Genomic DNA, 21491 nt, shown 5'->3' on the forward strand with positions numbered 1-21491 from the left:
CACTAACCATCCTCCTTATGCAACAGAAAGGAGACACCAAAGAATGTCGCGATAACAACCGGAACCCAGGCAGCCACGAACGGCGGAACGAATCCCGCATTCCCGAATGCCTTCACCAGCACCGAAACGACATAAAGCATGAAGCCTGCGATAACGCCACCCAGAATCATCGCTCCTGACTGACCAAATCGCACAAATTTCAACGACACTGTTGCAGCAATGAGAGTCATCGCCATCAGCAATGCCGGCAATGCCAGAAGTGACTGGTATTGCATGTCAAATGCGTTTGCCGAATAACCGAACGAACGCGCGACTTCGATCTTGTGACGCAACTGCGTGAAGGGGATCGTGTCCGGCGTCGCGAGCTTCTCTTCTACATATTCAGGGCGCAGCTGCGTCTCTATCTTGAAACTCGCCATTTTCTGGGGTTCTTCGCCGCGCGCGAATCGCGTCACGTCGGTAAGCTCCCAATGACCGTCCTTCAGCTGTGCAGTGCGCGCATCGTAGCGTACCTTGATGTTCTTCTTTTCATCGAACTGAATGAATGTCGCATCGGCAAGTGTCGCGCCCTGATCCAGAATGCTTTTTGCGCCGATGATGGTTTCGCCTTCATCCGTTTTCTGGCGAAGCCATGGGTCGCGCAAGGCGGAAACGTCGGTAACCTTGCCGGTCTTCCATGTCGATGCAATCTCGTCGGCCTTGGCAAAGCCGTAGGCAGCAAACGGATTGAGGATGAAGATGGTGGCAAGGCCAAACAGGAAAGCGCCGAAACAGGCAGGCAGAAGGAATTGCCAGGCCGACACGCCAACGGAGCGGGCGACAACGAGTTCGTATTTTCTGTTGAGCGAGATGAGCGTCGCCATTGCGGAAAACAGGGCAACGAACGGGATCATCTGCTGCATGATGAACGGAACGCGCATGGCGGAAAGGCCAAGCGCCGCCCATACCGAATAGTCCGGCAGGTTCGAAAGCTTGCTCGCATTCTCGGTAAAATCGAGAAGCAGGGACAATGCAAAGATACCGAGCAGAAAATAGAACGTGATCTGCACGTAGCGGATGAAGAAATAGCGTCCAAGCGTCCAGCCAATCATGCCTGACCTCCGGCTTTATTGCGCGAACGTCCAGTGAGACGGGCATAGCGTTCTGAGACACTGTTTCTCAGATTGTCGAAATTGTCGAGAATGCGGTCGTTCCATTTGTCCGGCAGGCCGATCCGTCGCCCGGTAGCGAGCGCAAAGCCCGTCACAAGAATGACAGCGGCAGGAACGAGATACATGACAACGATATAACCTGCATCCTTGTCGGCCCGGTCGGACGCGAAATAGCCTGCCCAATAGACGAGAAGGGCGGTGCTGATCGCCGAGAAGGACGCCGATACGCGGGCTTCGCGATGCGAGCGGGAATCGCCAGCAAAAGCCAGTGCTATCATTGCAAAGACAACCGGATAGAGCCATTGCGTCAGACGGCGATGCAATTCGGCCTTGTAGCGCAATGGACGGGTCTGAAGGATCGGATCGTTCGGGTCCGGATTCAACAGGTAGGAAAGCGGACGATCCTTTGCGTAGATAACGAAATCGTCGCCAGCCGAGGCGAACTGGCTGAGATCGAATGCGTAGGAATTGAACTTGATGATCGAGACGGTGCCATCCGACACATCACGCCGCTGCACTTCACCGTTCTGCATCAAAAGCATGTCGCCAGTCGGCGTCGACGCAATCGCGCCATCTGCGGCGTAATAGATGAGGTCGAGCGACGGATCGCGTGAATCGGCAATGAAAAGCCCGCCAATGCTGCCGTCTGGGCGTCGTTCCGCCACCTGAATATAGAGATTATCCGCCAGTTTCCGGAAGTTGCCTTCCTGAACGATGACATTCATCAGGTCGGCGCTGGCATTGGCAATCATCGCGCGCATGTTCATGCGCGCATAGGGATCGACATAATTGGCGACGAGAAACGAGACGACGGAAATGACGGCTGCAAGAATCAGGATTGGACGCATGACCGCGCTGCGCGGTGCGCCCGACGCATTGATGACGACAAGCTCGGAATCCTGGTTCATGGTCGAAAGCGTCTGGGTGATTGCAATAATCAGCGCAAACGGCATCACGAGGGGGATGGCCGACGGGATCAACAGCGAGCTGAACTGAATGATGGTCTGGAATGTCTGTCCGCTTGTGGTCAGAAAGTCGATGCGCTGGAGCACCTGCACAGTCCAGGTAATACCGACCGCCGCCCCAAGCACTGCTAGGAACATGATCGCCACCCGGCGCAAGATGTACAACTCAATCAATCGCATAGGTGGAGTCTACATCCCGGTTCCGTTGAAGGAGCGCGCACCCGAAAGGGCAGCAGCACTCGTGATAATCATTAAACTTAATGACGCTTGGCTAAGATTGGCCCAATAAACGCGGTTAACAGACTACTAAAAGCATTAGGAAGATGCCAGCTCTGCTACTCCCATTAATGGGCCCTGTTAATGAGCGATGAGTCGGCTCAAGGCAACCAGTTTTTGTGCGGAGCAGGTAAGACGGGTTTGCAATTGTGTCCTGCACGGTTTTCCTCGGGCTAAAACTGGACAATCTGGCATCAACTCTTGCTGTTTCGCCATATTCGTCTCACATGAGTGGGGAAAAGTCGCGACACAATCGTGTCATTCTCAAATCGACACCAAGCTTGGAGTTGTCATGTCTAAACGTCCTTCGATCTCTTTCAGCGATTTTGCAGCACCGGAAAAAGGCGTGTCCATCGTCCTCGTCGCCAAGGGCGGCGGCTTTGCGGATGAGGCGGCTCAGGCTGCTGGCGGTGCGGAAAAGATCAAGCGCATTGCCGAAATTTCCGGATTCACCGGTGCTCTCGGCAAGACCGCTGAGGCGATCGAAACCACGTCCAGCGGTGTCGACAAGATTGTTCTGGTCGGCGTCGGTGAACCGGGCAAGCTTGGCAATGACGATTGGTTGAAGATCGGCGGCGCTGCATTTTCACGAATCGGTAAAGCCGAGCGCGCAACGGTGACGCTTGCATTGCCCGAAACCACCATTGCCGGTGACGAAGCAGCTGATCTCGCGCTTGGTATGATTCTGCGCTCCTACAAGTTCGAGCGCTACAAGACGCGCAAGAACAATGAGGAAAATGGCGATCCGAAACACGCTGCCAAGATCAGCATCTGCGTCGCTGATCCGCACACGGCGAAGCGGGCTTTTGAAGTTGCTGAGGCGGTTGCGGACGGCGTTATCCAGGCACGCAATCTCGTCAATGAGCCTGCGAACATTCTCGGCCCAGTCGAATTTGCACAGGAAGCTGAAAAGCTCGAAAAGCTTGGCGTGAAGATCGAGGTTCTCGGTGAGAAGGAAATGAAGAAGCTCGGCATGGGCGCGCTTCTCGGCGTGGCACAGGGTTCCGTTCGCCCGCCGCGACTGGTTGTCATGGAATGGCAGGGCGCGAAGAGCAAGGAAAAGCCGGTGGCCTTTGTCGGCAAGGGCGTGGTGTTCGATACGGGCGGTATTTCCATCAAGCCTGCCGCTGGCATGGAAGACATGAAGGGCGACATGGGTGGCGCGGCAGCCGTTACTGGCCTGATGCGCGCTCTGGCTGGACGCAAGGCAAAGGTCAATGCCATCGGCATTATCGGCCTTGTTGAAAACATGCCGGATGGCAATGCCCAGCGCCCGGGTGACATCGTTACATCCATGTCGGGACAGACGATTGAAGTCATCAACACCGATGCCGAAGGTCGTCTCGTTCTCGCCGATGCGCTGCACTACACGAATGACCGTTTCAAGCCGCGCTTCATCATCAATCTGGCCACCCTTACGGGCGCTGTCATGGTTGCTCTCGGCCAGTATCACGCCGGCCTCTTCTCCAATGACGACGAGCTTGCGGATCAGCTTTATGATGCAGGCCAGTTGACCGGCGAAAAGCTGTGGCGCCTGCCGCTCGGCACCGAATACGACAAGATGATCGATTCGAAGTTTGCCGATATGAAGAACAGCGCTGGCCGTTACGGCGGATCGATCACGGCGGCACAGTTCCTGAAGCGCTTTGTCGGCGAAACCCCTTGGGCGCATCTCGACGTTGCCGGAACGGCTATGGGGTCGCCAGCAAACGAGTATAGCCAGACATGGGCTTCCGGCTATGGCGTCCGCCTGCTGGACCGCCTTGTCCGGGATCATTTTGAAAGCTAAAATCTTTTCCAAACAAAAGGATGGGTGGAGAAGCGGAATCAATTTCTTCACCCATTCCCGAAACGGATAGTGCATGGCGGAAATTCTCTTCTACCATCTGACGGAATCGACACTCGATGAGGCCTTGCCCGGTCTGGTCGAGCGCTCGCTCGGGCGCGGCTGGCGCGTCACGATCCAGACTGTCAGCGAGGAAAGACGCGATGCGCTGGATGGTTTGCTCTGGACCTTCTCCGATACGTCCTTCGTGGCGCATGGCACCGATAAAGAGCCTCATCCCGAACACCAGCCGGTTCTGCTGACGACCGGTGAAGCCAATCCGAATGGAGCGACGGTGCGCTTTCTCGTTGAAGGCGCAGGACTGGAACGGGCGGATGCCTATGAACGTCTTGTCGTCATGTTCGACGGCCACGATCAGGATCAGCTCGATATTGCCCGAGGGCAGTGGAAAAATTTCAAGGCGGGGAGCCACGACTTGACTTACTGGCAGCAGACGCCCGATCGCCGTTGGGAGCGCAAAGCGTGACGCGAGTGCTATTCATTTTGATGATCGTCGCCGGTTTTGGGCTCGCCATCGGTTATCCTTGGTATATGCGCCATTTCACTGGCAGCGAAATCGGGCGCTGGACCATGCTTGAAAACCGCCAAAGCGGCTTCAAGATACAAGAAGTCAGGCTGTCGGCGGACGATGGGCCGGTGCGTGTGTTCATTGATGCAACGCCTTTGCCGGGTTACGTACCTGCGGAAAGGCGATCGGCGGTGACCCTTGCGGTCAGCCGCGACGGCCAGCCGGTTCTCTCTCAGGGGCTCGATTTCGCCTCGACGAGCGGTTCCATCAATACGGACCGCCCGCAGGATGGCAGCGTTCTGCGCCAGAGTGCGGGGGATATCGATCCAGTCATTCCAGGGCTTTATGCGTTCCGTCTGGTGCAGGGAAACACGGATGGGCTTCAGCTTTCAAAAGCCGATCTCGTATTGCGTCGTGGAGCGGAAACGCCGGACGAGGTCTATACGACCATAGGTCTGATCCTCGGTGCATTCGGTCTTTATGCTTTGATGCGCACGCGTTTGCGTCCCCAGAGCTGACCAATGACGATGCTCTGCAAAATTTCCGACAGGTTGCTGCTGTTGCTGCTTTCGGCTCTTGCAGCGCTGGTTGCGCTGATGCCGCTCGAAAAGCTTGGCGTCTTCGGCTCTTCCTTTGAAGGGCAGAGCGGTTACGCCGCCCTTTATTTCGGGTTTCCCGTTCTGTCCGTCATTTTCGCGCTTCTCGCGGTGCGGTTCATGCCCCGTCCTCTGCCGGTTACCATGCGTGTCATCGGCTGGATCCTGTTGGGGGTCGTGATCTTGCTTATGTTCACGTAGGACTCTGCTGAAAGACAGAAGGCCGATTTTTAATCGGCCATAGCTTCTTCATATTCGGTGGAAAGTTCCAGCCACTTGTCCTCTGCATCCGCAAGTGCAGAACGGGTATCGCTCATGTCCTTGTTGATCCGGACCGCCTTCTGGGGTTCCTTCTCGTAAAGCGCCGGGTCTTCCAGTTGCGACGAGAAGCCTTGAATCTGTTTCTGCAGTTTTTGAATCAAGGCTTCGGTTTCCTTGATCTTTTTCTGCAGCGGCGCCATGGCTTCGCGCTTCTGGGCGGCGAGCTTTCGCTGTTCAGCCTTGTTGACCTTGGCGTTATCGTCGCGGTCGGCAGCCGGTTCTCCCTTGGCATCAGCAAGAACGATCTGCCGGTATTCATCGAGATCGCCTTCAAACGCCTTCACACCGCCTTCGCGGACCAGCCAGAGTCGTTCCATCGTGGCTTCGATAAGATGGCGGTCGTGGGCAATCAGGATAACCGCGCCGTTGAAAGCGTTGAGCGCATGCACAAGCTCCTCGCGGCTGTCGATGTCGAGATGGTTGGTCGGTTCGTCGAGGATCAACAGGTTGGGACCATGAAAGGTCGCAAGTCCCATCAGGAGACGCGCTTTCTCGCCACCGGACAGGTCTTTGGCCGGCGTCAGCATCTTCTCGGTCGACAGGCCCATCTGCGCAACGCGCGCGCGCACCTTCGCTTCCGGTTCCATCGGCATCAGCTTGCGCACATGCTCGATGGCATTTTCTTCAGGAATCAGATCGTCCATCTGGTGCTGTGCGAAGAATGCGACTTTCAGGCTCGGCGAAAGCGTGAGCGTGCCTTTTTCCGGCGTCAGACGACCGGCAATCAGCTTTGCAAGCGTTGACTTACCGTTACCGTTCGAGCCGAGGAGGGCGATGCGGTCATCATTGTCGATGCGCAAGGTCACATTGCGAAGGACCGGCTTGCCGGGCACATAACCGACATCGGCATTATCAAGCGCGATGACAGGCGATGCCGTCTTTTTGTCAGCGTCTGGAAAACGAAACGGCTGCACATTGCTTTCAACATAAAGCTCGATTGGTTTGAGCTTTTCCAAAGCCTTCATGCGCGATTGTGCCTGACGGGCCTTGGTGGCTTTGGCACGGAACCGTTCCACGAAGGATTCCATGTGCTTGCGGTGGGCTTCCTGCTTGGCGTGGGCCTTCTGCTGCAATTCCAGCATTTCGTGACGCTGGCGCTCGAACTGATCGTAATTGCCGCGCCAGAAGCTGATCTTCTTCTGGTCGAGATGCATGATCGAACTGGTCGCCGAGTTCAGGAGATCGCGGTCGTGGCTGATGATGATGACGGTGTGCGGATAGCGCTTCACATAGTCGACCAGCCACAGCACGCCTTCAAGGTCGAGATAGTTGGTCGGTTCGTCGAGGAGCAGCAGGTCCGGTTCGGCGAAAAGAACTGCGGCCAGAGCGACGCGCATGCGCCAGCCGCCGGAAAAGGCGGACGCAGGCTGGCGTTGTGCTTCGGCGTTGAAACCGAGACCGGACAGAATGGCGCCTGCGCGAGCTTCCGCCGAATGCGCATTGATATCGGCAAGGCGTGTATGAATTTCCGCAATGCGGTGCGGATCGGTTGCCGTGTCAGCCTCTTCAAGAAGTGCCGTGCGCTCCTTGTCCGCCTTCATGACGATTTCAATCAGTGCGTCCTCGGTGCCGGGCGCTTCCTGCGCCACCTGACCGATACGGGTATTTTTCGGAAGCGAGATGCTGCCTGTTTCCGGCGCAAGATCGCCCGTGATCACACGAAACAGCGTGGATTTGCCGGTGCCGTTGCGGCCGACGAAACCGGTTTTCGATCCCGCAGGCAGCGTTACGCTGGCGTGGTCGATCAAGAGGCGTCCGGCAATTCGTACGGAGATGTCGTCAAGGATAAGCATGGTGAAAGCGCTTTTGCACGGCTTGAAGCGTTTCCGCAAGTATCAACATCAGTCAGGCGAAGCGGCGTCCGCCTTCGGTTCGCTGGAATTGTGAGAGGTCGAGCGACGGAGCGTCGGCACCGAGCCGCGTCAATGCCGCGTGGATCTGGCCGCGATGATGGGTCTGGTGATTGAACAGATGCGCCAGCGAAGGCGCAAGCCGCTGGCTCATCGTGCGCATGTCCGAAACGGTCGTATAGGTAAAACGTCCAGCAAGCTTGTCGGCGTTCAAGGAGTCGGTATACCGGCAGATGCGTTCATCTTCGGCATGACGCAGATCGCGCAGCGTGATGAAATTGTCGGTGATGATGGCGTCGAGTTGCTTTGGATGGTCGCCTTCGCCGGTAAACCGCTTCATCCAGATGCGGTCGGTGACCAGAAGATGGTTGAGCGTGCGATGGATCGAACCGAAGAACAGCCCAAGATCGAGCCGGTATTCCTCGTCGCTCAGATCGGCAGCAGCGGCATAGAGCAGTTCGTTGGCCCAGCGATTGTACCACGCAAACATTTGAAAATGCTGTTCCATACAAGTTCCCCGCTACCCGATAGCCTGAATCAGAGTGGCATTATCTATGCCTTCAAATTTCCGTCGTCTCAAGCTGCTAGGCGGTATGCGATGTGTTCAAAATGGTGTGGCCTCTTGGCAATTAGGCCTATCGACGGTATAGAGCCTCACTTTTCTGAAATTTCCCAGCGAACAAGGTGTCATAATGGCAATCGAACGTACCTTCTCCATGATCAAGCCCGATGCGACCCGCCGCAACCTGACCGGCGCAATCACCGCCAAGCTCGAAGCAGCTGGCCTGCGCGTCGTCGCTTCGAAGCGCGTCTGGATGAGCCTGCGTGAAGCTGAAGGCTTCTATGCTGTTCACAAGGATCGTCCGTTCTTCGGCGAACTGACTGAATTCATGTCTTCCGGCCCAACGATCGTTCAGGTTCTGGAAGGCGAAAACGCCATCGCCAAGAACCGCGAAGTCATGGGTGCAACCAACCCGGCCAACGCCGACGAAGGCACCATCCGCAAGGAATTCGCCCTGTCGATCGGCGAAAACTCGGTTCACGGTTCCGACGCTCCGGAAACCGCTGCAGAAGAAATTGCTTACTGGTTCTCGGGCACCGAAATCGTCGGCTAATCCCAACGAGAATTCAAAGAAAAAGCCCGGTTTGACCGGGCTTTTTTGTTGGGTGAGATGACGCGCAGAAGCAAATCTCAGAGGCTCTGTGCGAGCCTTGCCATCTCTTTCCCTTCGTCATCGAAGAGAACAAGCTTGCCCATGTCGATCTTGTAGGACTTGGTTTTGCCGAGCACATCGAGGAACTTGCGTTCCTGGTTCATGAGGGCAGGCGGGCACTGGACATAGGTCGATCCGATATCGGCAAAGGAAATGTTTTCCCCGGTCACGACCGCCTTGCTGAAATAACGGTTGCAGCCGCCTGAGCCACTGACGGCACCGTCGCTCGAAACCGTCAGCGTCGTCTGGGCATTGTCGATCACGCCGCCGCCCTGAATGTCTTCCGCGAGCCAGTCCTTGCCCTCGATGCCGATGGCAACGCCTTCATCACCGCTCTTGCGAACCATCACAACCTTGATTTCTGCCGGTTCTCCGGGGTTCTCCGGATCGATGGTATAGCGCTCGTCATTGACGAACCATAGCGTATCGCCTGCCGAAATGCGCGCCTGCAGGGCATAGGTATGACCGGGCTGAATCTGGTCCGTATCAAAATTGATGGCAAACGGGATCGGCGATCCCTGAACGGATTCAATCCGCGTTTCGCCAATGACTTTGGAAGGAGCGTCGGCCAGCGAGACATCGGAAAGCTGAACCGTCAGGTTTGCCTCCGGTGGCAGCGCGATACGCTCACGATACATCACCTTGCCGCTGACGGTTTTTTCCGCGGCAATGCTGCTCGTCGGCATCGACGTGGTCAGGAATAAGGCAGCGCCACCAAGCGCGCCAATGCCGACCACGAGTGCCGCAGCAATTGAAAGGGTTTTTGCCAGTCCATTTCGCATCGTCAAAGCCCGAAACTTCCGTTCCCGCACGCGTCATCTGTTGCAAGACAGATGGCGCTGATGCGGTTTCCAATCTGTCTTTCATTATCGCTTGTCAGCGTCTGATTCATCATGCCGACATTAGCGAAATCTTCATGTGAAAATTGTGGCAGCGCAAGAACACACCACCTAAATTAGCCATTATTCTAGGGGGTTAAATAGTTAATTCACGATTAAAATGAGAAATAGAGATCAACAGAATAGCTGGCAATCGAAAGATTACGACTGTTTCCAGCGTTCGCGGATCTTTTCGTCTTCCTCTTTGGACGACACCCAGCCACCAACCGAACCATCTGCGAGATGTTCCCGCTTCCAGAAGGGGGCGTCGGTTTTCATGTAGTCCATCAGGAATGAGGCGGCCTCGAAAGCCGCATGTCGATGCGACGACGCTGCTGCAACCAGAACGATGTTTTCGCCCGGTTTGATGAGTCCATAACGGTGAATGATCGTGAGGGCTGTTATCGGCCAGCGCTCGATGGCCTGTCGGGCGATGCGGGTGATTTCAGCTTCGGCCATGCCCGGATAATGCTCCAGTTCCAGAGCGGAAAGCGAGCCGCTTTCATCGCGACACAACCCGGTAAAGGTGACGATAGCGCCGATATCCGTGCGCCCATGCTCAAGCTTGCGCAGTTCCGCTGCCGTGTCGAAGTCTTCACTTCTTATGCCGACGAAAAGTGGGCATGTCATTAGGGCATTTCCAGTTTTGCTTGAATCATTGAAAATGGCCTATGTTTTTCTTTTACGCATTATCCTACGCAAAACCGCTCCGCACTTTTGCTGGAAATGCTCTTGCCCGCTCACTTCATCCTCCCGTCATGGGCGGAAAGAGCGCAACTTCATCGCCGTCATTCACGAGTTCAACGTGCTCGGCATGTTCCTGATTGATCGCGGCACGGATGACATGTTCGTGCTCGAAGGCGGCTTCATATTCATCACCGCGCGATTTCAGGTGGCTGATCAGGTCAGCCACTGTCGTTTTGGGCGAGGGAAGTTCGATTAACTCTTCACCCTTGCCGATTTTCTCGCGCACCCATGCAAAATAGACGAGTTTTACCGTCATTGGATCAATCCATTACGTGTTTGAGGCCCGCCTTGAAATAGTCCCAGCCCGTATAAAGCGTCAGAAGAGCCGATATCCAAAGCAGGACAATACCCATTTCGGTTACATAGGGCACGACTTTGTCACCAGCAGGGCCTGCGAGCAGAAATGCGAGAGCAACCATTTGTGCTGTCGTCTTCCATTTGGCGAGACGGGAGACGGGAACGCTGACCTTCAGTTCGGCAAGATACTCACGCAACCCCGAAACAAGGATTTCGCGGCAAAGGATGATGATTGCGGCCCACAGCGTCCAGCCGGCGATCGTGCCATCAGCTGCCAGAAGCAGCAGGATGGCGGATACGAGCAGCTTGTCGGCAATCGGGTCCAACATGCGACCGATGGTCGATGTCTGCTTCCAGATGCGGGCGAGGTAACCGTCGAAAAAGTCTGTAATGCTGGCGACGATAAACAATCCCAGAGCTGTCCATCGGGCGAAATCGCTTGATTCCAGCCGCCCTTCGACAAAGAAGCACAATACCACAAGGGGAACGGCGATGATCCGGCCGTAAGTGAGGATATTGGGCAAGGAGAGGGTATGATTTTTCTGCATTGTTCCGCCACGTCGTTGTTAGCGCACATCAACAGGGATGACCGATAAAATCAACACCTGCGAATATGTTCTGCCGGGACCTAATGACGCTTGTGCATAAATCCCGGACAAAATTGCGTCATCTGTCACGAAAATGATCGTGAATCGTCTTGGCCATGGCTTCCGAGATGCCTTCGATCTGCATCAGATCGGCAACCGCGGCTCTGGAAACCGCTTTTGCAGTCCCGAAATGGTGCAGCAGGGCACGCTTGCGTGATGGGCCGATTCCCGCAATTTCATCGAGCGGATTCTTGACCATTTCCTTCTTGCGACGCGCGCGGTGTGTGCCGATGGCAAACCGGTGCGCTTCGTCGCGCAGGCGCTGGATGAAATAGAGCACAGGATCGCGCGGCGGCAGCGTGAAGGCCTGTTTGCCTTCCACGAAGAAACGCTCGCGCCCCGCTTCACGGTCGACGCCCTTGGCAATACCGATTGCATTGACGAGATGGCTGATTCCAAGCTCCCCGAGAATCTGCCTGACTGCACCGACCTGGCCTTGACCGCCGTCGATCAAAATGACATCGGGCCATGCGGGAAATGTATCGGTTACTTCTCCGTCAGCGGGCTCTTCCGGCGTGCCATGCTCCTTGACCAGCCGTGAGAAGCGCCGCTCGATAACCTCGCGCATCATGCCGAAGTCGTCGCCCGGCGTAATGTCAGTCGAGCGGATATTAAACTTCCGGTACTGGTTTTTGACAAAGCCTTCCGGCCCGGCGACGATCATGCCACCGACGGCATTCGTGCCCATGATATGCGAGTTATCGTAGACCTCGATGCGGCGCGGGGGCTGGGACAGGCCGAAGGTCTCAGCCATGCCTTGCAACAGGCGCGCCTGTGACGATGTTTCGGCAAGCCGCCGTCCAAGCGCTTCGCGCGCATTGGTCAGGGCGTGATCGACAAGGTCTTTCTTCTCGCCGCGCTGTGGAACGTTGACCTGCACCTTATGGCCCGCTCGCGTCGAGAGCGCTTCGGCAATAAGCGATTGCTCCTCAACCGTTTCGGACAAGAGAACCAGACGCGGACATGGCTTGTCGTCATAGAACTGTGACAGGAATGCCCCCAGAACCTCTGCCGGGCCGAGCGAACTGTCCGCTTTGGGGAAATAGGCGCGATTGCCCCAGTTCTGGCCAGTACGGAAGAAGAAAACCTGAATGCAGGTCATGCCACCTTCCTGATGTATGGCGAAAACGTCAGCCTCTTCGACCGTCTGTGGATTGATACCCTGATGTGACTGGACGTGTGAAAGCGCAGCCAGGCGATCCCGGTAAACCGCTGCATGTTCGAAATCGAGATCAGCCGATGCGGCTTGCATTGCCGTTGCAAGGTGGTCTTTTACCGACTGGCTCTTGCCGGACAGAAACGCCTTGGCCTCGTTGACGAGTTCGGCATAGTCCTCATCGCTGATCTCGTGCGTGCAGGGGCCGGAGCAACGCTTGATCTGAAAGAGAAGGCAGGGACGGGTGCGTGTCTCAAAAACCGAATCCGTGCATGTCCGCAACAGAAAGGCGCGCTGAAGCGCGTTGATCGTGCGACCGACAGCACCGGCAGAGGCGAATGGGCCGAAATAGTCTCCCTTGCGGGACCGTGCACCGCGATGCTTGAAAATGCCGGGTGCCCGATGGTCGCCAGTCAGGAGAATATAGGGAAACGACTTGTCATCGCGCATCAGCACGTTGAAGCGCGGACGCAATCTCTTGATGAGATTTGCTTCCAGCAACAAGGCCTCGGTTTCTGTCCGGGTGACGACGAATTCCATCGTCACCGTTTCGCGGATCATCCGGGTGATGCGATTCGAATGGCCGATCCCGCGCGCATAATTGGAGACGCGCTTCTTGAGATTGCGTGCCTTGCCGACATAGAGCACGTCACCATCGCTGTTGAACATGCGATAGACGCCCGGATTGTTCGGCAGGCGCTTCACGAAAGCATTGATGATGTCCTGACCGCTCAGGCCTTCAATGTCCGGCAGGCCATCTGAAGAATCCCATTGAATGGAATCGGCAGCGGACGGCGAGGCAGGAACGTCGACTATATCGTCGGTCTCGTCATCATCGTCGGCTTCCGCATCACCAATGATAATACCGGCCACATCCTGCTCGTCATCTGACGGCAGGTTTGCAACGGCATCCTCATTGTTCTTGCGGTTTCCGGTCATTCGGTGATTCCTGCAATATCCGGGGTTTCCCATGCCAGATGCTGTCCGCCATCAAGTGCGATCATCTGGCCGGTGACGGAGCGGCTTTCCCAGAAATAGCGAACAGTACGCCCAAATTCCGACAATTCCGGCGCACGCTGCAAAAGAAGTTTTTCGACCTGCCGTTCGAAATCGCCTGGCTTCTGCCGTTCGCTCGGCAATGTTGGACCAGGTGCGATTGCATTGACCCGAATCTGCGGAGCAAGCGCTTGTGCCATCGTTCGGGTGGCATTCCAGAGGGCCGTCTTTGAAAGCGTGTAGGAAAAGAAGTTCGGATTGAGCTTCCAGACGCGCTGGTCGATGACATTGACGACAAGCGCTTCTTCACGATCGGGCAGAGCTTTTGCCATTTCTTCAGCCAACAGGACAGGCGCCTTGAGGTGGATGGCAAAGTGCTTGTCCCACAGCGTCATGTCCAGTTGGCCGATACGGTCATCTTCAAAGAGCGATGCATTATTGACGAGGAGCTGGATCGGCCCGATATGGCGCGACGCATCTTGCACAAGATTGCGAATATCAGATTCGGACGAAAGGTCTGCGCGCACGACACAGGCTTTGCCGCCTTGTTCATTTATGGACGCTGCAAGGGCGGCGCCTTCATCGATGGAGTGATTATAGTGTATGGCGACCGGGAAGCCATGGGCGGCGAGGTCTTCGACAATTGCCTTCCCAATGCGCCGTGCGCCGCCGGTGACCAGAACCGGGCATTTAGCAAGCAGGCGAGGCTCTTGATCGTTCAACACGGTAAACACTTTCTTATCGAGATTCTTCAATCGATTTCATGCCATTTCGGTCGGAAGATTGCAGCTAAAAACAGCGCCCGCAATGTTCACAACTGACAAATTTGTAGAGATTTCAGCGGCTTCGTGTCACTTCGCCGCGCGTTGCCGTCACTGCAATCGACGTTATCCCACTATATAGGTGGCTGAATTCGGCGTTGCGATAATGCAACATCGTATTTTTGCCATGTTCTCGTCAGGTTTTCTCCCCAGAAGCGGGCATTTCGTGCCGCAATTACCGCCGATATGTCGATCCTGTCAGCGCGGCATGGACGATTTGCTCCCAACATCGTCCGCCCGATAAGGGACCGCGCTAAAGGTAATTTGTGTAAGGAGAATGCTATGCGCACTCTTAAGTCTCTCGTAATCGCCTCGGCTGCGCTGCTGCCGTTCTCTGCGACTGCTTTCGCTGCTGATGCCATTCAGGAACAGCCTCCTGTTCCGGCTCCGGTCGAAATGGCTCCGCAGTACAGCTGGGCTGGTGGCTACACCGGTCTGTACCTCGGCTACGGCTGGAACAAGGCCAAGACCGACACCGTAGGCACCGTTAAGCCTGACGATATGAAGGCTGGCGCTTACGCTGGCTGGAACTTCCAGCAGGACCAGTTCGTATACGGTGTTGAAGGCGATGCCGGCTACTCCTGGGCCAAGAAGACCAAGGACGGTCTGGAAGTTAAGCAGGGCTTCGAAGGCTCGCTGCGTGCACGTCTCGGCTACGACCTGAACCCGGTTATGCCGTACATCACGGCTGGTGTTGCCGGTTCGCAGGTCAAGCTTGACAATGGCTTTGACGACGAAAGCAAGTTCCGCGTTGGTTGGACTGCTGGTGCCGGTCTGGAAGCTAAGCTCACGGACAACATCCTGGGCCGCGTTGAATACCGCTACACCCAGTTCGGTAACAAGACCTACGACCTCGGCAACGAATCGGTTCGTAACAAGCTCGACACCCACGACATCCGCGTCGGCGTTGGCTACAAGTTCTAATTATCTGATAATTGAACACGGAAAACCGGGCAGGCAACTGCCCGGTTTTTTGTTGCGCTGTTTAGCTCAGTTGTTCGCGGCATCTGTCAGCCAGTCGCGAAATGCGGCCATCGCTTGCGTTTCCGTCCGCGACTGTAGCCTTGTCAGCCAGTAACTGCCCATCGTCACCGTCGTCTCGAACGGCTGGACAATGGTTTCCGACAGCAATTGCCGGGAGAACATCAGTGGCGGGGCAAGCGCAATGCCCGCTCCCTGCATGGCGGCTTCCATCATCGCGAGCGACGAATCAAACATGATGCTTCGCGGCAGGGGCATGTCGCCCGTGACGCCTGCTGCCACAAACCACTGCGTCCATTCATCGGCACGATAGGAGCGCAGCAAAGTATGTCGTGCGAGATCGACCGGTGTTCGCAATTCGCGCGCCAGTTCCGGGATGCAAAGTGGCGACAGGGGCGCTTCCAATAATCGGGTTGCGTCGATGCCGTGCCAGGCGCCGCTCCCGAAACGGATCGCGTAATCCAGTCCCTCCGCCGCAATATCCACCCGGTTGTTGTTGGTCGAAAGCCGCAGGTCGATGAACGGGTAGCGATTCTGAAAATCGCGCAAACGTGGCAGTAGCCAGCCGACGGCCAAGGTGCCGACAGCACCCACACGCAAGATTTCCCGATAATGCCCCGCTTCAAAACGCTCTAGCGTTCCGGCAATCCTGTCGAATGCGTCCTTTAATGTGGGAAGCAGCGTTTCTCCTTCGCTCGTCAGCATCAGCCCGCGGGGCAGGCGCTCGAACAATGTCACGTTCAGACGGGTTTCGAGGCTCTTGACCTGATGGCTGACAGCTGCCTGCGTGACGCAAAGTTCAATCGCGGCCTTCGTAAAGCTCAGATGGCGCGCCGATGCCTCGAAGGCGCGCAGGGAATTGAGCGGGAGATGCGGTCGAACCATGTTGCCCCAAATTTTTCTAATGCCAAGTGCTAGATAACGTCGTTTGTCGCGCCAGCGCAAGCATCGTATATAAGCTGGGCCTGAAAGGCATATATCCCGCAAAGCGGGCTTCAATATAATGGACCGCGCAATACCGGCTATGTCTTGAGAAAGATGCAGCGGAACGCATAATCATGAGGTTTATTTATCTGTCATGAGAAAATCTACGACACTTTTGATCGGTTTCCTCACCACTGCCGCTATTATCCCGAATAGCGGCGCGCTGGCTGCGAGCAAGGTGAATGATGGCGACTTGCGCCGTATTGTCGATGAAACGGTGCGCCCGCTCATGGCCGAGCAGAAAATCCCCGGCATGGCGGTTGCCATAACCATCGACGGCAAGAGCCACTTCTTCGGTTATGGTGTGGCATCGAAAGAAAGCGGGCAAAAAGTCACTGAAGACACGATTTTCGAGATCGGTTCGGTCAGCAAGACCTTCACTGCAATGCTTGGCGGTTACGGGCTGGCGACAGGCGCGTTCTCCCTGTCCGATCCCGCGACCAAATGGGCTCCTGAACTGGCAGGCAGCAGCTTCGACAAGATCACCATGCGTGATCTTGGGACCTACACGCCGGGCGGATTGCCCCTCCAGTTTCCCGATGCTGTCACCGATGACAGTTCGATGCTGGCATATTTCAAGAAATGGAAGCCGGACTATCCGGCAGGGACGCAGCGTCGCTATTCGAATCCCAGCATCGGCCTGTTCGGCTATCTGGCGGCACGAAGCATGGACAAGCCGTTCGACGTTTTGATGGAGCAAAAGCTTCTGCCTGCATTCGGCCTGAAGAACACCTTCATCAATGTGCCGGCAAGCCAGATGAAGAACTACGCCTACGGCTATTCCAAAGCCAACAAGCCGATCCGGGTATCGGGCGGGGCGCTGGATGCACAAGCCTATGGCATCAAGACCACCGCGCTTGATCTTGCCCGCTTCGTCGAACTGAACATCGACAGCTCATCTCTGGAGCCTGATTTCCAGAAAGCCGTCGCCGCAACGCATACCGGTTACTACCATGTCGGAGCGAACAATCAGGGACTTGGCTGGGAGTTCTACAACTATCCGACTGCGCTCAAGACGCTTCTTGAGGGCAACTCGTCGGACATGGCGCTGAAGTCGCACAAAATCGAGAAATTCGATACACCTCGCCAACCGTCAGCTGATGTGCTGATCAATAAGACAGGCTCAACCAACGGCTTTGGCGCTTATGCGGCCTTTATTCCTGCGAAGAAGACCGGAATTGTTCTGCTTGCCAACCGGAATTATCCGATCGATGAGCGCGTAAAGGCTGCCTATCGGATATTGCAGGCGCTCGACAACAAGCAATAGGCCGCAAAAAAAGAACCCCGGAAAATCCGGGGTTTTTTCTTTCCAGACCGGTCAACCGCGCGGCAGCAGTTCAGTCAGTTCCGGATGCACTTCCTGAAAGCGCTTCATCCAGCGCTTGAGCTTGGGACGGTTACGTTCCCATTTGCCCTCGAAGCGCAGCGCCAGATAGCCCAGCGTGGCGGCGACAGCGATATGACCGCCATGCAGCTTGCCCGCCAGACGTGGCGGTGCTTCGTTCAGAAGATCGAGCGCACGTTCAGCCTTGCGCCATTGCAGGTCGAGCCAGGGCTGATGAATCTTTTCTTCGGGACGCATACGGCGTTCATAGACATGTGCCAGAAGCACGTCGCAGAGACCGTCGGCAATGGCTTCATAGCGCTCTGCATCGGTGCGCTTTTCGGCATTACGCGGGAAGAGCTTGTTACCCGAAACCCGGTTCAGATATTGGATGATTGCACGGCTGTCGAAAACCGATTTGCCATCATCCGTCACCAGCGTCGGAATTTTTCCGAGTGGATTGGCATGGATGAGGTTCTCCGGTTCCGCCGAGGTGTTGACGACGACGCTTTCAAACGGAATGCCGGCATAGTGGGCGGCCATGCGCACCTTCGCGCTGTAGGGCGAAGCAGGCGAATAGAGTATCTGTGTCATCGTTCGTTCCTAAACCGGATATGTGAAGTTTATTGCGTGGCGGGCATCATGACGGAGCGGCTTCGGCAAGCATTGGCATCGACCTGACCGCAGGCGCGGTATTGCAGGTCTTTTGTCATGCAGATGCGAACTTCCTGAAGATAGTTCCGCTTGCAGCTTATCGAAATTCCGTCCGGCTTCATGCCGGGATTGGCTGCGATAAAGGCTTTTTCGACGAGAAGGGGATCAACACGCCGACCACTCGCCAGATTGCGCAGGCTGGGCGGAATGTTGACCTGATCGAAAGCGTTACGCAGCGTTGAGAAATATTCGTCCTGCGACAGGCCCGAACAACTGCCGTGTTTGCGCCATTGATAAGCGACAAGACCGGCAGAAGGCATGATATCCGACAGGCGGGAAATGATTGGACGAGGCACATAGCTGCCCCGACTGCGGGCATTGTCGAACTGGCAGTTCGCCGGATAGCCCCATTCGTTCTGTGGCCAGAGACCATGCACCACGAAACCGAAAGGACGGTTGGTTCCACATTGCTGCTTGTTGGCGCGGGGGCCTTCGGAGGCACAATAGCTCGGCGACCAGGAGAGGGCGAGGACGTAGAAGTCGAACTCGCCCGCAACGTCATCAGCATGGCTTGGTGCGACTGCCAAAACACTCGCAACTGCCGCTGCGAGCAACGTAAACGCAGCTGCACCAAAATTCCGCAGCATATGCCCTCCACTCAATCGTTGCTCAAGGCTTCAGTGTCTGAATCAAAAAGCGAAAGGCCGAGGCGAAAATGGTGATTTTCGAGTACCGGAGCGGAGCGTACTTAAAGGTACGTGAGCACCGGAACGCAGACAAATTGCCATTTGCAGACCGGCATGGCGACTTTTGGAGCAGACACTAGCGAAGAACGCGGCAGCTCGCGTCGTAAACATACCAGCGGTCGAAACCATCGACGCAGAATTCGACGTTGCGGCCCATCGAGGCAAAGCCCTGACCTTCTTCGACCATATACCAGACCGAACGGTACTGACCGTCGGTCAGAACGGCGGTTGCCTTGCAATAGGTACGTTCGATCTGGGCCGGATTGGTCTTCGGCTCATAGCGTGTCAGCTGAACATCGCTCATCGCCGAAATACCGACCTGCGGCAGGTTCGGGACATGACGTACCTGATAGCCAAAATCGGAAACCACCGAGCGCAAAACGCTCTGCTGGCTGCAAGCGCCTGCATCGGCAACGCCTGCTGGAGCAGGAGTGAGATAGTCTGCGGCACTGGCCGGCAGAGACACAAGCGTCAGGGGAAGGACAGACGCAGCAAACAGGGCTGCGCGTGAATACTGTCCGATACGTTCCAGGGTTCGTTGCATATCTCTGTCCTGTCCCAAATTGCGAGCTCGCACCCGCTCTAATCTGTGATAGCCGAAGCGTTGAGGCGCAGTTTCTGTCAGCAATTCGCGCGGGTCAAGTGCGATCCGTCTCGCTGCGCACCCACTTGATGCTGAAATTGCTCCCTTTCTCCTCGGCCAGAAGCTTGGTAAGGCAGGGAAGCAGGGTTTGCATCTCACTTTCGAGTGTATAGGTCGGATTAACGACAATCATGCCGGTGCCATCAAGGCGTGGTTCAGTGGACGGTGCACGAATCGCAAGCTCAATCTGCATGATCTTTGGAATGCCGGTTTCTCGCAGCTGCCGGGTGAACCGTTCTGTTTCCTTGCGATCTTTCACCGGATACCACAGTCCATAGATGCCGCCGCCGAAGCGCTTGTAGGCCTTGGCCAGACCGTCGACCAGACGATCGAATTCGCCATCCTTTTCAAAAGGCGGGTCAACCAGAACCATGCCGCGTTTTTCTTTGGGCGGAAGGTGGGCGCCCAGCGCAAGCCAGCCGTCGAGCTCCGTCACGCGGACCTGATAATCACCGTCGAAAAGTTTTGCCAGCTTGGTGGAGTCCTGCGGATGCAGTTCCAGTGCGGACAGGCGATCCTGCTTGCGCAGCAAATGCCGGACGACAAGCGGCGAACCCGGATAATGGCGAAGCTTTTCACCGTTGTTGACCGCACGGACAGCGGCGAGATAAGGCTCCAGAAGTTCAAGCGCGGGCTGCTCGATCTGCCGTTTCTTCACGGCGTCCATGATGCGGTCGATACCGCCCATCCACTCGCCGGTTTTGCCTGCTTCGATACCCTTCAGGTCGTAGAGGCCAATGCCTGCATGGGTGTCGATGACGCGAAAGGCTTGATCCTTGCGTTTCAGATACTCGACAAGACGCGTCAGGATGACGTGCTTGACGACATCCGCAAAATTTCCGGCGTGATAGGCGTGACGATAATTCATGGTTGCGCTTGTTTCATGTCGGCCAGTTTTCGGCAAGAGGCAGTGATATCCAAAAAGACCCCGGTCTGCGTCGTTCCTGCAATATCTCTCCTGTCACAAATGTGACATACAACTTTCATCATCCGCTCCGTAGCTTTGAGTCGAGTCCCGAAATGTCTGGTGGCGTCCTTCTGATCGTCCTCTTTGGCGCGTTTCTCCACGCGAGCTGGAACGCAATTGTAAAGGGAAGCGGAGACAAGTTCTTCGGCGCAGCCAGTGTAACCGGTGCAGCCGGTTTGATTGCTCTTTTTATCCTGCCATTCTTGCCACTGCCGAACCCGGCAAGCTGGGGCTACATAGTTGCTTCAACCGTCACGCAGGTATTCTACATGTCGCTCGTGGCCGCGGCTTATAAATCGGGCGACATGAGCGAAGCCTATCCGATTATGCGCGGCACGCCGCCCTTGCTGGTGGCGTTGGTGAGTGCCCCCTTGGTCGGCGAGGTTATGGGCTGGCAAAGCTGGCTTGGGATCGTGCTGATCTGTTCCGGTGTTCTTGCGATGGCGCTGGATGCCCGCCGCAGAAATCGTGGCGCCTCAAGTCGCACGGCGCTGCTTGCGCTCGCGAATGCGGGCTTCATTGCAAGCTATACGATCATTGATGGCCTCGGTGTTCGTGTCTCGGGCGCACCGATTTCCTATACGCTGTGGCTATTCCTGATGAACGCCATGCCGCTGGCAGGCTGGGCTCTTTATCGTGAACCGAACAGGTTTATCCAATATCTGCGCAATCACTGGCGACCGGCCATGATTGGCGGTGTCGGAACCCTCGGTTCCTACGGATTGGCACTTTGGGCGATGACCATGGCTCCGATTGCCGTCGTGGCGGCGCTTCGCGAAACGGCTATCCTCTTCGGCGTACTCATCTCGGCTGTGGTATTGAAGGAAAAGGTTGGCTTGCCGCGTTTCATCGCTGCCGGTCTTATTGTTCTTGGTGCGATTTCGCTCCGCCTGTCGTGAAAATTTATTTCGTCACAGTGACAA

The 21491-nt window shown here is 56.0% G+C and carries 23 protein-coding genes; 8 read left to right on the top strand and 15 right to left on the bottom strand.

What is annotated here, in order from left to right:
- Window positions 1-2: 2 nt before the first annotated feature.
- Both lptG and lptF read right to left on the bottom strand, forming a co-directional pair.
- The gene (gene lptG, locus CES86_RS16180) at window positions 3-1091 is read right to left on the bottom strand and encodes an LPS export ABC transporter permease LptG (RefSeq protein ID WP_094514904.1); all 1089 of its coding nucleotides are present in this window, start codon (window positions 1089-1091) and stop codon (window positions 3-5) included.
- The gene (gene lptF / locus CES86_RS16185; RefSeq protein ID WP_094514905.1) at window positions 1088-2296 is read right to left on the bottom strand and encodes an LPS export ABC transporter permease LptF; all 1209 of its coding nucleotides are present in this window, start codon (window positions 2294-2296) and stop codon (window positions 1088-1090) included. Before lptF ends, lptG begins: the two co-directional genes overlap by 4 nt.
- Window positions 2297-2684: 388 nt before the next feature.
- On the opposite strand from lptF, the gene CES86_RS16190 reads away from it, so the two are divergent.
- From CES86_RS16190 to CES86_RS16205, 4 genes are all read left to right on the top strand, one after another.
- On the top strand, window positions 2685-4181 hold the full coding sequence (locus CES86_RS16190; RefSeq protein WP_036580666.1) for a leucyl aminopeptidase: 1497 nt from the start codon (window positions 2685-2687) through the stop codon (window positions 4179-4181).
- A gap of 73 nt (window positions 4182-4254) precedes the next feature.
- Entirely contained in the window at window positions 4255-4704 is a 450-nt protein-coding gene (locus CES86_RS16195) for a DNA polymerase III subunit chi (protein WP_036580669.1), read from the top strand.
- Window positions 4701-5264 (top strand): type IV secretion system effector BspB, encoded by a 564-nt coding sequence (gene bspB / locus CES86_RS16200; protein ID WP_010661670.1) that lies wholly within the window; start codon window positions 4701-4703, stop codon window positions 5262-5264. The genes CES86_RS16195 and bspB overlap by 4 nt, the downstream gene beginning before the upstream one ends.
- Before the next feature lie 3 nt (window positions 5265-5267).
- The gene (locus CES86_RS16205) at window positions 5268-5543 is read left to right on the top strand and encodes a hypothetical protein (protein WP_040129498.1); all 276 of its coding nucleotides are present in this window, start codon (window positions 5268-5270) and stop codon (window positions 5541-5543) included.
- A gap of 29 nt (window positions 5544-5572) precedes the next feature.
- Here the strand turns inward: CES86_RS16205 and CES86_RS16210 are convergent, their stop codons facing one another.
- Both CES86_RS16210 and CES86_RS16215 read right to left on the bottom strand, forming a co-directional pair.
- The gene (locus CES86_RS16210; RefSeq protein WP_040129497.1) at window positions 5573-7456 is read right to left on the bottom strand and encodes an ABC-F family ATP-binding cassette domain-containing protein; all 1884 of its coding nucleotides are present in this window, start codon (window positions 7454-7456) and stop codon (window positions 5573-5575) included.
- Window positions 7457-7508: 52 nt separating this feature from the next.
- Window positions 7509-8021, bottom strand: a complete 513-nt coding sequence (locus CES86_RS16215; RefSeq protein ID WP_040129495.1) for a DinB family protein — start codon at window positions 8019-8021, stop codon at window positions 7509-7511.
- Between the two features lie 184 nt (window positions 8022-8205).
- On the opposite strand from CES86_RS16215, the gene ndk reads away from it, so the two are divergent.
- Window positions 8206-8628 carry a nucleoside-diphosphate kinase gene (gene ndk / locus CES86_RS16220; protein WP_010661674.1) on the top strand — a complete coding sequence of 141 codons (423 nt, stop codon included), beginning with the start codon at window positions 8206-8208 and terminating at the stop codon, window positions 8626-8628.
- A gap of 77 nt (window positions 8629-8705) precedes the next feature.
- On the opposite strand, the gene CES86_RS16225 is transcribed toward ndk, so the two are convergent.
- The 6 genes from CES86_RS16225 to CES86_RS16250 all read right to left on the bottom strand — a co-directional run bounded on the left by CES86_RS16225 (window position 8706) and on the right by CES86_RS16250 (window position 14203).
- Window positions 8706-9509 carry a YbaY family lipoprotein gene (locus CES86_RS16225; protein ID WP_010661675.1) on the bottom strand — a complete coding sequence of 268 codons (804 nt, stop codon included), beginning with the start codon at window positions 9507-9509 and terminating at the stop codon, window positions 8706-8708.
- A 258-nt stretch (window positions 9510-9767) separates the two neighbouring features.
- The gene (locus CES86_RS16230) at window positions 9768-10235 is read right to left on the bottom strand and encodes a molybdenum cofactor biosynthesis protein MoaE (protein ID WP_029925213.1); all 468 of its coding nucleotides are present in this window, start codon (window positions 10233-10235) and stop codon (window positions 9768-9770) included.
- Between the two features lie 115 nt (window positions 10236-10350).
- Window positions 10351-10608 (bottom strand): molybdopterin converting factor subunit 1, encoded by a 258-nt coding sequence (moaD, locus tag CES86_RS16235; protein ID WP_010661677.1) that lies wholly within the window; start codon window positions 10606-10608, stop codon window positions 10351-10353.
- Window positions 10609-10612: 4 nt separating this feature from the next.
- The gene (pgsA, locus tag CES86_RS16240) at window positions 10613-11197 is read right to left on the bottom strand and encodes a CDP-diacylglycerol--glycerol-3-phosphate 3-phosphatidyltransferase (protein WP_010661678.1); all 585 of its coding nucleotides are present in this window, start codon (window positions 11195-11197) and stop codon (window positions 10613-10615) included.
- A gap of 118 nt (window positions 11198-11315) precedes the next feature.
- Window positions 11316-13391 carry an excinuclease ABC subunit UvrC gene (uvrC, locus tag CES86_RS16245; RefSeq protein WP_094514907.1) on the bottom strand — a complete coding sequence of 692 codons (2076 nt, stop codon included), beginning with the start codon at window positions 13389-13391 and terminating at the stop codon, window positions 11316-11318.
- Window positions 13388-14203, bottom strand: coding sequence for an SDR family oxidoreductase (locus tag CES86_RS16250; protein WP_094514909.1), 816 nt, complete (start codon window positions 14201-14203; stop codon window positions 13388-13390). The genes uvrC and CES86_RS16250 overlap by 4 nt, the downstream gene beginning before the upstream one ends.
- Before the next feature lie 348 nt (window positions 14204-14551).
- Between CES86_RS16250 and omp25 the strand changes: the two genes are divergently transcribed.
- Window positions 14552-15193, top strand: coding sequence for an outer membrane protein Omp25 (omp25, locus tag CES86_RS16255; protein ID WP_010661681.1), 642 nt, complete (start codon window positions 14552-14554; stop codon window positions 15191-15193).
- A 66-nt stretch (window positions 15194-15259) separates the two neighbouring features.
- On the opposite strand, the gene gcvA is transcribed toward omp25, so the two are convergent.
- Window positions 15260-16135 (bottom strand): transcriptional regulator GcvA, encoded by an 876-nt coding sequence (gene gcvA, locus CES86_RS16260; protein ID WP_029925209.1) that lies wholly within the window; start codon window positions 16133-16135, stop codon window positions 15260-15262.
- 193 nt (window positions 16136-16328) lie between these two features.
- Between gcvA and CES86_RS16265 the strand changes: the two genes are divergently transcribed.
- Window positions 16329-17501: an extended-spectrum class C beta-lactamase OCH-1 gene (locus tag CES86_RS16265; RefSeq protein ID WP_040129485.1), complete on the top strand. Its 1173-nt coding sequence runs from the start codon at window positions 16329-16331 to the stop codon at window positions 17499-17501.
- 51 nt (window positions 17502-17552) lie between these two features.
- Here the strand turns inward: CES86_RS16265 and CES86_RS16270 are convergent, their stop codons facing one another.
- From CES86_RS16270 to CES86_RS16285, 4 genes are all read right to left on the bottom strand, one after another.
- Complete coding sequence (locus CES86_RS16270) at window positions 17553-18152, bottom strand: glutathione S-transferase (protein WP_010661684.1); 600 nt, start codon at window positions 18150-18152, stop codon at window positions 17553-17555.
- 29 nt (window positions 18153-18181) lie between these two features.
- Complete coding sequence (locus CES86_RS16275; protein WP_012092380.1) at window positions 18182-18859, bottom strand: ribonuclease T2 family protein; 678 nt, start codon at window positions 18857-18859, stop codon at window positions 18182-18184.
- 175 nt (window positions 18860-19034) lie between these two features.
- Window positions 19035-19502 carry a phage portal protein gene (locus CES86_RS16280; RefSeq protein ID WP_010661686.1) on the bottom strand — a complete coding sequence of 156 codons (468 nt, stop codon included), beginning with the start codon at window positions 19500-19502 and terminating at the stop codon, window positions 19035-19037.
- A 94-nt stretch (window positions 19503-19596) separates the two neighbouring features.
- A complete protein-coding gene (locus CES86_RS16285; protein WP_094514910.1) occupies window positions 19597-20469 on the bottom strand; it encodes a 23S rRNA (adenine(2030)-N(6))-methyltransferase RlmJ in 873 nt (290 codons plus the stop codon).
- Between the two features lie 152 nt (window positions 20470-20621).
- On the opposite strand from CES86_RS16285, the gene CES86_RS16290 reads away from it, so the two are divergent.
- Window positions 20622-21467, top strand: coding sequence for a DMT family transporter (locus CES86_RS16290; protein WP_010661688.1), 846 nt, complete (start codon window positions 20622-20624; stop codon window positions 21465-21467).
- Window positions 21468-21491 lie beyond the last annotated feature (24 nt).

Source organism: Brucella lupini (genome assembly GCF_002252535.1).
Classification (GTDB): Bacteria; Pseudomonadota; Alphaproteobacteria; order Rhizobiales; family Rhizobiaceae; genus Brucella; species Brucella anthropi.

What these genes read in the sequence shown, in the direction of transcription:
- lptG (WP_094514904.1), bottom strand. Translation starts at nt 1,091, where the DNA reads ATGATTGGCTGGACGCTTGGACGCTATTTCTTCATCCGCTACGTGCAG.
- lptF (WP_094514905.1), bottom strand. Translation starts at nt 2,296, where the DNA reads ATGCGATTGATTGAGTTGTACATCTTGCGCCGGGTGGCGATCATGTTC.
- CES86_RS16190 (WP_036580666.1), top strand. Translation starts at nt 2,685, where the DNA reads ATGTCTAAACGTCCTTCGATCTCTTTCAGCGATTTTGCAGCACCGGAA.
- CES86_RS16195 (WP_036580669.1), top strand. Translation starts at nt 4,255, where the DNA reads ATGGCGGAAATTCTCTTCTACCATCTGACGGAATCGACACTCGATGAG.
- CES86_RS16205 (WP_040129498.1), top strand. Translation starts at nt 5,268, where the DNA reads ATGACGATGCTCTGCAAAATTTCCGACAGGTTGCTGCTGTTGCTGCTT.
- CES86_RS16210 (WP_040129497.1), bottom strand. Translation starts at nt 7,456, where the DNA reads ATGCTTATCCTTGACGACATCTCCGTACGAATTGCCGGACGCCTCTTG.
- CES86_RS16215 (WP_040129495.1), bottom strand. Translation starts at nt 8,021, where the DNA reads ATGGAACAGCATTTTCAAATGTTTGCGTGGTACAATCGCTGGGCCAAC.
- ndk (WP_010661674.1), top strand. Translation starts at nt 8,206, where the DNA reads ATGGCAATCGAACGTACCTTCTCCATGATCAAGCCCGATGCGACCCGC.
- CES86_RS16225 (WP_010661675.1), bottom strand. Translation starts at nt 9,509, where the DNA reads ATGCGAAATGGACTGGCAAAAACCCTTTCAATTGCTGCGGCACTCGTG.
- CES86_RS16230 (WP_029925213.1), bottom strand. Translation starts at nt 10,235, where the DNA reads ATGACATGCCCACTTTTCGTCGGCATAAGAAGTGAAGACTTCGACACG.
- moaD (WP_010661677.1), bottom strand. Translation starts at nt 10,608, where the DNA reads ATGACGGTAAAACTCGTCTATTTTGCATGGGTGCGCGAGAAAATCGGC.
- pgsA (WP_010661678.1), bottom strand. Translation starts at nt 11,197, where the DNA reads ATGCAGAAAAATCATACCCTCTCCTTGCCCAATATCCTCACTTACGGC.
- uvrC (WP_094514907.1), bottom strand. Translation starts at nt 13,391, where the DNA reads ATGACCGGAAACCGCAAGAACAATGAGGATGCCGTTGCAAACCTGCCG.
- omp25 (WP_010661681.1), top strand. Translation starts at nt 14,552, where the DNA reads ATGCGCACTCTTAAGTCTCTCGTAATCGCCTCGGCTGCGCTGCTGCCG.
- gcvA (WP_029925209.1), bottom strand. Translation starts at nt 16,135, where the DNA reads ATGGTTCGACCGCATCTCCCGCTCAATTCCCTGCGCGCCTTCGAGGCA.
- CES86_RS16265 (WP_040129485.1), top strand. Translation starts at nt 16,329, where the DNA reads ATGAGAAAATCTACGACACTTTTGATCGGTTTCCTCACCACTGCCGCT.
- CES86_RS16270 (WP_010661684.1), bottom strand. Translation starts at nt 18,152, where the DNA reads ATGACACAGATACTCTATTCGCCTGCTTCGCCCTACAGCGCGAAGGTG.
- CES86_RS16275 (WP_012092380.1), bottom strand. Translation starts at nt 18,859, where the DNA reads ATGCTGCGGAATTTTGGTGCAGCTGCGTTTACGTTGCTCGCAGCGGCA.
- CES86_RS16280 (WP_010661686.1), bottom strand. Translation starts at nt 19,502, where the DNA reads ATGCAACGAACCCTGGAACGTATCGGACAGTATTCACGCGCAGCCCTG.
- CES86_RS16285 (WP_094514910.1), bottom strand. Translation starts at nt 20,469, where the DNA reads ATGAATTATCGTCACGCCTATCACGCCGGAAATTTTGCGGATGTCGTC.
- CES86_RS16290 (WP_010661688.1), top strand. Translation starts at nt 20,622, where the DNA reads ATGTCTGGTGGCGTCCTTCTGATCGTCCTCTTTGGCGCGTTTCTCCAC.